The sequence below is a fragment of the Desulfurellaceae bacterium genome, from assembly GCA_021296095.1.
Taxonomy (GTDB): Bacteria; Desulfobacterota; Binatia; order Bin18; family Bin18; genus JAAXHF01.
In genome coordinates this window covers 1-8,111 of sequence record JAGWBB010000056.1, presented here as the reverse complement: position 1 = coordinate 8,111, position 8,111 = coordinate 1, and the positions used below count along the sequence as shown (strand labels likewise).

Here is an 8,111-nt window from a genome sequence, read left to right as displayed (position 1 = left end):
CTCTGGCCCGCCGAACCCTGCAAATGGAAGTGGACCGTATCTTCGGGCAGACCCTCGGGACCGAACCGCCGCGTCAGCTCGCTGCCCAGAATCGTGCCCGCCACCCGGTTGGTATTTCTGATCGGCAGGGTGTGGCGGACTTGTTCGCTCCGCTCCAGGGCCGGCTTTGCCAGCTCGAGCAGGGCAGTGTTGTCGAGCGCTTTCTCCAGGCCGTGGTTCTGGTCGATCTGACAGTAGCGCCCGATTTCCGGACCGAGCTGGGGCTGGTACAGAATATCGGTGTAGTCCAGACCCTGGGCCTTCCAGTGCTCAACCGCGCGCCTGACCTCAAGTCGGTCGGTGCGGCCGATCATTTCGTTGACGGTGCGAAAGCCGAGCTGGGCCATGAGTTCGCGCATCTCCTGGGCGATGAAGCGCATGAAGTTGACCGCATAGCCTGGGTCGCCCATGAATTTTTTGCGCAGGACCGGGTTTTGGGTGGCCACGCCGACCGGGCAGGTGTCGAGGTGGCAGACCCGCATCATGATGCAGCCCAGGGTGACCAGGGCGGTGGTCGCAAAGCCGTACTCTTCGGCGCCCAGCAGGGCCGCTACCACAACGTCGCGTCCGGTTTTGAGCTGGCCGTCGGTTTCGACCACAATGCGGCTGCGCAGGTCGTTCAGGACCAGGGTCTGATGAGTCTCGGCCACGCCCAGCTCCCAGGGCAGGCCGGCGTGTTTGATGCTGGTCTGGGGCGAGGCGCCGGTGCCGCCGTCATGGCCGCTGATCAACACCACATCGGCGTGGCCCTTGGCCACCCCGGCGGCAATTGTGCCGACTCCGACTTCGGAGACAAGCTTGACACAGATCCGGGCGTAGTGGTTGGAGTTCTTGAGATCGTGGATCAGCTGGGCCAGATCCTCAATCGAATAGATATCGTGGTGGGGCGGTGGCGAGATGAGTCCCACGCCGGGTGTGGACAGCCGGACTTTGGCAATCCAGGGGTAGACCTTGCGGCCCGGTAGCTCACCGCCCTCGCCCGGTTTTGCGCCCTGGGCCATCTTGATCTGGAGTTCCTTGGCCTGGGTCAGATAATAGCTGGTGACGCCAAAGCGGCCCGACGCCACCTGTTTGATGGCGCTGTTGCGCGAGTCGCCGTTGGAGTCCGGGACGTAGCGCGCCGGGTCTTCCCCGCCTTCGCCGGTGTTGCTCTTGCCGCCGATCCGGTTCATGGCGATGGCCAGGGCTTCGTGGGCTTCCTTGCTGATCGAGCCGTAGGACATGGCCCCGGTTTTGAACCGCTTGGTGATGGCCTCAACCGGCTCCACCTCGTCAATCGGAATCGGTTCGGGGGCGTATTTGAAGCCGAGCAGGCCGCGCAGGGTGGCCAGCTGTTCGGACTGATCGTCAATCAGGCCCGAGTACTGTTTGAAGGTGGCGTAATCGTTCGTGCGACAGGCTTTCTGCAGCAGATGAATCGTGCGCGGGTTGAACAGATGCAGCTCGCCGTCTTTGCGGTACTGGTACTGGCCGTGGACCTCAAGGGTGCGGCCGTTGACCGAAATATCGGGAAAAGCTTTGGCGTGTTGGCGCTCGGCTTCTTCGGCAATAGCCTCAAGACCGACCCCACCCACCCGGGACGGGGTCCAGGTAAAATAGGTATCGATCAGCTCCTGGCCCAGGCCGACGGCTTCAAAGATCTGCGCCCCGCAGTAGGACTTGATGGTCGAAATACCCATCTTTGACATGACCTTGACCACCCCTTTGACCACGGCTTTTTTATACCCGGCGACCGCCTTGTCATAGCTGATGTCCTTGAGCAGGCCCTGGCCGATCATGTCATTCAGGCATTCGTAGGCCATGTACGGATTAAATGCCTGGATGCCGTAGCCGAGCAGCAGGCAGAAGTGGTGGACTTCGCGCGGTTCGCCGGACTCCAGGACGAGGCCGACCCGGGTTCGTGTGCCGGTTCGGATGAGGTGATGGTGGAGGCCGGACGAGGCCAGCAGGGCCGGGATGGGCGCGTGCTCACGATCCACGCCCTTGTCGGACAGAATGAGGATCGTCGCCCCATCGGCAATGGCCCCATCGGCAGCCTTGTACAATGCCTCCAGGGCCTGTTCGAGCCCGGCTCTGCCGCTGGTGGCCTTGAACAGGATCGGCAAGGTTGTGACGTGCAGGCCGTCCTGGTCGAGGCGGCGCAGCTTTTCCAGCTCGCCGTTGCTCAGGATCGGGCTTGGCAGGCGTAGCTGCCGGCAGCTGACCGGCTGGGGCTCGACCAGATTGCCTTCCGATCCTAGGGTCAGGGTCGTTGAGGTGATGAGTTCTTCCCGAATCGGATCAATCGGCGGGTTGGTCACCTGGGCGAACAGCTGCTTGAAATAGTTGTACAGCAGCTGGGGCTTATCGGATAACACGGCCAGCGGCGTGTCCGTTCCCATCGAGCCGACCGGCTGGATGCCGTTGACGGCCATGGGACCGATGTTAATGCGTAGATCCTCAAAGCTGTAGCCAAAGGCCTGCAGGCGTTGCAGGCTGGCCTGGTGATCGTAGGCCGGTTGAGGATCGTCCAGATCCGGCAGATCCTCGAAATGGACCAGGTTGGCGTCCAGCCAGTCCTGGTAGGTGTGCTCGGTGGCAATCTGTTGCTTGAGTTCTTCGTCGCTGATGATACGGCCCTGCTCGGTATCGACCAGGAACATCCGGCCCGGCTGCAGGCGGCGCTTTTCCAGTACCCGCTCGGGCTCGACCTCCAGCACGCCGACCTCCGAGGCCATAATCACCAAGTCGTCTTTGGTAACGTAGTAGCGCGAGGGCCGCAGCCCGTTGCGGTCGAGCACGGCGCCGACGCGCAGACCGTCGGTAAAGGCAATCGAGGCCGGACCGTCCCAGGGTTCCATCAGGCTGCTGTGATATTCGTAGAAGGCCCGCTTGGCCGGGTCCATGCTGTCATGGTTTTCCCACGGTTCGGGGATCATCATCATCATCGCGTGGGCCAGGGAACGACCGCTCAGAGCCAGAAACTCCAGACAGTTGTCAAATTTGGCTGAATCGCTGCCGTCCTCCAGAATAATCGGAAAAATCTTGGCCAGGTCGTCGCCAAACAGCTCGGTGGCCAGCATGGACTGCCGGGCGTGCATCCAGTTCTCGTTGCCGCGCAGGGTATTAATTTCGCCGTTGTGGATGATGTAACGGTACGGGTGGGAGCGCTCCCAGCTGGGAAAGGTGTTGGTGCTGAAACGCGAGTGGACCAGACAGATCGCCGTCTCCATGCGCGGGTCGGACAGGTCGGGGTAGAAGCTGGTGACCTGGCGCGGGGTCAGCATGCCTTTGTAGATCAGGGTCTTACACGACAGGCTGGGCACATAGAAAAATTCCCCGCCCGCCACGTCGCCGTAGCGGATCGCGTTGGTGATCTGGCGCCGGATGACGTACAGCTTGCGCTCAAAGGTCATATCGTTCGGCAGATCGGCGCTCCGGCCGATAAAAATCTGTCGGATGAACGGCTCGCACGCCCTGGCCGTCTTGCCCAGCTCGCTATCGTCGGTCGGCACATCACGCCAGCCCAGGACGGTTTGGCCCTCGGCCCGCACGACCGCCTCAAAGCGTTGCTCGCACGCCCGGCGCTGCTCGGCGTCCGGCGGCAAAAAGATCATGCCCACCCCATACTGGCCCGGCCCGGGCAGCTGCATGTCGGCGCACACCGCCCGCAGAAAACCGTGCGGCACCTGCATCAATACCCCGGCCCCGTCGCCGGTGTTTTCCTCACACCCGCACGCTCCGCGATGGTCGAGGTTCTCGAGGACGGTCAGGGCCTGCTTGACGAGTTGGTGGGATGTGTGGCCCTTGATGTTGACAACAAAGCCGATACCGCAGGCGTCGTGCTCAAACGCCGGGTCGTACAAGCCCTGCTTGGCGGGCATGGATGATACACTCTTCTTAATGGGGGGATGATGATTGTGGCGTGACATGTTCAGGCTCCTCTTCTGGCGCGTAGAGGCACGACCGATTCGGGCCCATCTTTGGAGTCGAGTTGGGCAACCAGAGCGTCCTGTTTGAGGTTCAACCACAGCCCCTCGGTATGCGTTGACAGCACGACCGAGGTCTCGGTGTGGTCAACCCCGTCGATGGAGCGAATCTGGCGGATCAACTCTTCGAGCCCTGAGGTATTATCGGTTTTGACCTTGAGCAGCAGGGTGTACTCACCGGTGACATGGTGACACTCCTGGACCTCCTCAAAGCGATCAATGTCTTTCTCAAAGGTCTGGATCAGTTTTGGATGGTGGATCGAGACGCCGATAAAGGCGGTGATATCCTTGCCCAGCTTGCGGGCGTCGAGCACCGCCGTATAGCCCCGAATAACGCCATTTTCCTCCAGCTTTCTGATCCGGTCAACCACCGAGGGGGCGGACAGCCCGACCCGCTCTCCAATCCTGTTCAGAGACAGCTTACAATTTTCCTGGAGCAGGGAAAGAATATGCCGGTCAAGGCTGTCGAGGCTCATGCATTCTCTCTTTGTAAGGAATTTTCAGTGCAAGGCCGAATAAATAACGAATATAATTGGCTTGTGTCAAGAGAAAATTCAGAAAATTCGGCTTTCTTGCCTTTTTTATTCGCAGCTTATATGATTCCCGGAATACCGAACGCATGACGCGGAGTACAGGCATGAACAAGCTGAGCGGTGCACAAATCGTGATCGAAAGTCTGCTGGCCGAGGGCGTCGATACCATTTTTGGCTATCCCGGCGGCGCCATTCTGCCGACCTATGACGCCCTGATTCAGAATCCCCACCTGCGCCATGTGCTGGTCCGCCACGAACAGGGCGCCTCGCACATGGCCGAGGGTTATGCGCGGGTCTCCGGGCGGCCCGGCGTTGTCCTGGTCACCTCCGGCCCGGGCGCGACGAATACGGTTACCGGCATTGCCGACGCCTACATGGACTCAACCCCCATGGTCGTCCTCTCCGGTCAGGTGTCGCGCGCCATGCTGGGCAATGACGCGTTTCAAGAGGCCGATGTGACCGGTATTACCCGGCCGTGCACCAAACACAACTACCTGGTCCGCGATGTCAGGGATATCGCCCGGGTGATGAAAGAAGCCTTCTATATTGCCGGCACGGGCCGTCCCGGACCGGTGCTGGTCGATCTGCCCAAGGATATCCAGACCGATGAGGCGCCGTTCGTGTATCCCGATCATGTCGATATCCGGGGCTATAAGCCGACCCTCAAGGGCAACGAGCGCCAGATCGAGAAGGCGCTGCACGCGATTGAGGAGGCCGAGCGCCCGCTGTTTTATGTGGGCGGTGGGGTGCAGTGGTCCGGGGCGGCGCCGGAACTCACCGAACTGGTGCGCGGCCTCAAGATTCCGGTCACTCCAACGGTCATGGCCCTGGGCACGATTCCGACCGACGATCCGCTCCACCTCGGCATGCTGGGCATGCACGGTGGCTACTGGACCAATATGGCCGTCTACCACTGTGACGTGTTAATCGCCATCGGCGCCCGTTTTGACGACCGGGTGACAGGTCGGGTGGCGGATTTTGCGCCCAACGCCAAGACCATCATCCATATTGATATCGACCCGTCGTCGATCAGCAAGAACATCAAGGTTGACGTGCCGATCGTGGGCGATATCAAGACCGTCCTCAGGTCCATGCTCAAAAAGGTCAAAAGCCAGGAGAGCCTGGCGCCCCGCCAACGGCTGTGGGCCGAGTGGTATCGCCAGATCATGGACTGGAAGGCGGAAAAACCGCTGCCCTACGAGAAACACAGCCCGGACGGCACGATCAAACCGCGCCAGCTCATTGACGGCCTTGCCGAGCTGACCCGTGGCGAGGCGGTGATTGTCACCGACGTGGGCCAGCACCAGATGTGGACGGCTCAGATGATGCCGTTCAAACACCCGCGCTCGTGGCTCACCTCCGGCGGCCTGGGCACCATGGGCTACGGCCTGCCGGCCGGCATTGGGGCGCATTTTGCCGCACCCGAGCGCGAGGTGGTCGTCATCAGCGGCGACGGCAGTATTCAGATGAACATCCAGGAACTGTCCACCGCGGTTCAGTATCAGGTGCCGGTCAAGGTCGTGATCATGAACAACCACTACCTGGGCATGGTCCGCCAGTGGCAGGAGAAGTTCTACGAAGAGCGCTACTCCCACTCGTACATGGACGCCATGCCCGATTTCGTGAAACTCGCCGAGGCCTATGGGGCCAAGGGCTTCCGGGTCGAGCGCGCGGCCGAGCTGTCGGCCACCCTGCAGGCGGCCTTTGCTGAGCCCGGGCCGGTTCTGGTTGACGCGGTCATCCCCACGGCCGAGGGGGTCTTCCCCATGGTCCCGGCCGGCAGTGCCATGCACGAAATGCTGTTTGCCTGAGCCGTGGAACACGACACCCCTCTCGATCGCTTCTACCAGGGCGTTATCCACAATATCTCCTGGAACAATGAGACCGGGTTGATTCGGAGCCGGTCCGGCAAGACCTTCCCGTTCGTGTTCGCCTATGTGACGCTGCTCGGCGCGCCGCGTCACGACCTGCGCTTCCTGTTTGAGGGCATGCAGGTCGGCTTTGACGTGGGCTGGACCTCGCACGGTCTGCGGGTGACGGTGATCAAGGTCTACGACCTGTAGGCCTTACAGAGGCAGGGCCGTCCGAAACAGGACAAAACGCCCCAAAAACTCGCCCACAATCGCGGCCAGAATCGCCACATAGAACAGGCCCGTGGCCGCCATGGTCTGCGGAATCTGCAGGGTCCGCCAGATCATGTAGGCAATCGGCAGGGAGGCCAGCGGGCCCAGGCCCAGCCGCATCCACAGCAGGGCCTGATGGTCGGTCCACAGGCTGGCCAGCCGGGCCACGCTGGCCTGCTGGCCGACCAGCAACAACAGCCCGACCGCGACCAGCAGCACGCCGAGGTGGACGACCAGCGTGCCGGCGTAAAAATTGAAGGTGCGTTTGAACGGATCGAGCGACAGGTCAAGCTCAATCAAATACCAGTGGCCGAGCGACATGCCGGTCGCCACCGCCCCGAGCATCAGGGCCGACAGTAGCAGGCTGAGCGGGTACAGCAGCGTTTCGACCGACACCAAAGGCGCGCTGCAATAGGCGCTGGCGCTCACCACCAGGGCCACCAGTCCGGCCACCAGGGCGAACAGATAGGCTCGCGCGCGCAGGACGATAGCCTCGCCCCACAGGCTGACGACATACACGCTGAAGCCGCAGCAAAACATCAGCCACAGCCCGATTTCCCAGCCACGCAGGCCCGCCAGCGCCTCGGCCTGGGCGGACACCACCAGATAGGTTTTGCCCACAAAAAAGACCCAGCCACAGCCCAGGTAGACACAGCCGGTGGACTTGAAGAATCCGCGTTCGATCTCGTGAAAACCGGGGATGCTCAGACCGAACAGTCCGCCGAAGGCCAGCTGGGCAAAAATCAGCAAAAAGCTGTGGGCAAATTCGATCATGCCGGGACTCTACCCACAAGAGGAAACGTGTCAACAGCCATGTGTCAAAGGACGACACGTTTCCTCTTGCCTCCGCTCCGGCCTCAAGGGCGGGCGGCCGGCTCGTAGACTGAGCGGCCCAAGCCTGCTAAGGAAGATGCGGAGTGGAGTCCGACATGGCGCGTGAGCCCGAATCCCAGCCCGCATCGCTGATTACCGACGAGATCCGGTCGTGGATCGGCCGCGAAGTTCCGCCCTGGACCATAGAGGTCAGCCGCCGCGATGTGCTGCGTTTTGCGGTGGCCACGGACGATCCGAATCCCCTCTATACGGACGAGGAGCAGGCGAAAAACAGCCGTCACGGGGGGCTGATCGCCCCGCCGCTGTTCTATATGGCACCCCTGACCGAGCCGGTGGCCGAGACCCAGCTGCGGCCCGACGGCCTGCCCTTTGAGGGCAAATTCCCGGTTCCGCCCACGCCCCTGCCGCGGCTGATGGACGGCGGGGTCGAGGTCGAGTTCTTACAGCCCATCCGGGTCGGCGACGTGCTCACCGGGCGCTCCAAGATCACCGATATCTACCAGAAAGACGGCCGCTCCGGACCGCTCATCTTTGTCCAGCGCGAGACCACCTTTACCAACCAGAGGGGAGAGCTGGTCCTGGTCGAAAAAGGGGCGAGCATCCTGCGCTAGGAG

At 61.8% G+C, this 8,111-nt stretch carries 6 protein-coding genes; 3 read left to right on the top strand and 3 right to left on the bottom strand.

Annotation, left to right across the window (positions count from 1 at the left end):
- Positions 1–3,950: glutamate synthase large subunit (gene gltB / locus J4F42_13935; protein MCE2486611.1), on the bottom strand; the 3,950-nt coding region annotated here is incomplete at its 3' end.
- A 2-nt stretch (positions 3,951–3,952) separates the two neighbouring features.
- A complete protein-coding gene (locus tag J4F42_13930) occupies positions 3,953–4,483 on the bottom strand; it encodes an Lrp/AsnC family transcriptional regulator (protein ID MCE2486610.1) in 531 nt (176 codons plus the stop codon).
- A gap of 161 nt (positions 4,484–4,644) precedes the next feature.
- Here J4F42_13930 and ilvB point away from each other — a divergent pair, with 161 nt between their 5' ends.
- On the top strand, positions 4,645–6,351 hold the full coding sequence (ilvB, locus tag J4F42_13925; protein ID MCE2486609.1) for a biosynthetic-type acetolactate synthase large subunit: 1,707 nt from the start codon (positions 4,645–4,647) through the stop codon (positions 6,349–6,351).
- Between the two features lie 3 nt (positions 6,352–6,354).
- A complete protein-coding gene (locus J4F42_13920) occupies positions 6,355–6,603 on the top strand; it encodes a hypothetical protein (GenBank protein ID MCE2486608.1) in 249 nt (82 codons plus the stop codon).
- Between the two features lie 3 nt (positions 6,604–6,606).
- Here J4F42_13920 and J4F42_13915 read toward each other — a convergent pair whose 3' ends face one another.
- A complete protein-coding gene (locus tag J4F42_13915; GenBank protein ID MCE2486607.1) occupies positions 6,607–7,437 on the bottom strand; it encodes a hypothetical protein in 831 nt (276 codons plus the stop codon).
- A gap of 155 nt (positions 7,438–7,592) precedes the next feature.
- On the opposite strand from J4F42_13915, the gene J4F42_13910 reads away from it, so the two are divergent.
- Complete coding sequence (locus J4F42_13910) at positions 7,593–8,108, top strand: MaoC family dehydratase N-terminal domain-containing protein (protein MCE2486606.1); 516 nt, start codon at positions 7,593–7,595, stop codon at positions 8,106–8,108.
- Positions 8,109–8,111: the final 3 nt, after the last annotated feature.

Bases quoted from the DNA above. Each gene is read 5' to 3' on its own strand.
- J4F42_13930 (MCE2486610.1), bottom strand. From the start codon at position 4,483: ATGAGCCTCGACAGCCTTGACCGGCATATTCTTTCCCTGCTCCAGGAA.
- ilvB (MCE2486609.1), top strand. From the start codon at position 4,645: ATGAACAAGCTGAGCGGTGCACAAATCGTGATCGAAAGTCTGCTGGCC.
- J4F42_13915 (MCE2486607.1), bottom strand. From the start codon at position 7,437: ATGATCGAATTTGCCCACAGCTTTTTGCTGATTTTTGCCCAGCTGGCC.
- J4F42_13910 (MCE2486606.1), top strand. From the start codon at position 7,593: ATGGCGCGTGAGCCCGAATCCCAGCCCGCATCGCTGATTACCGACGAG.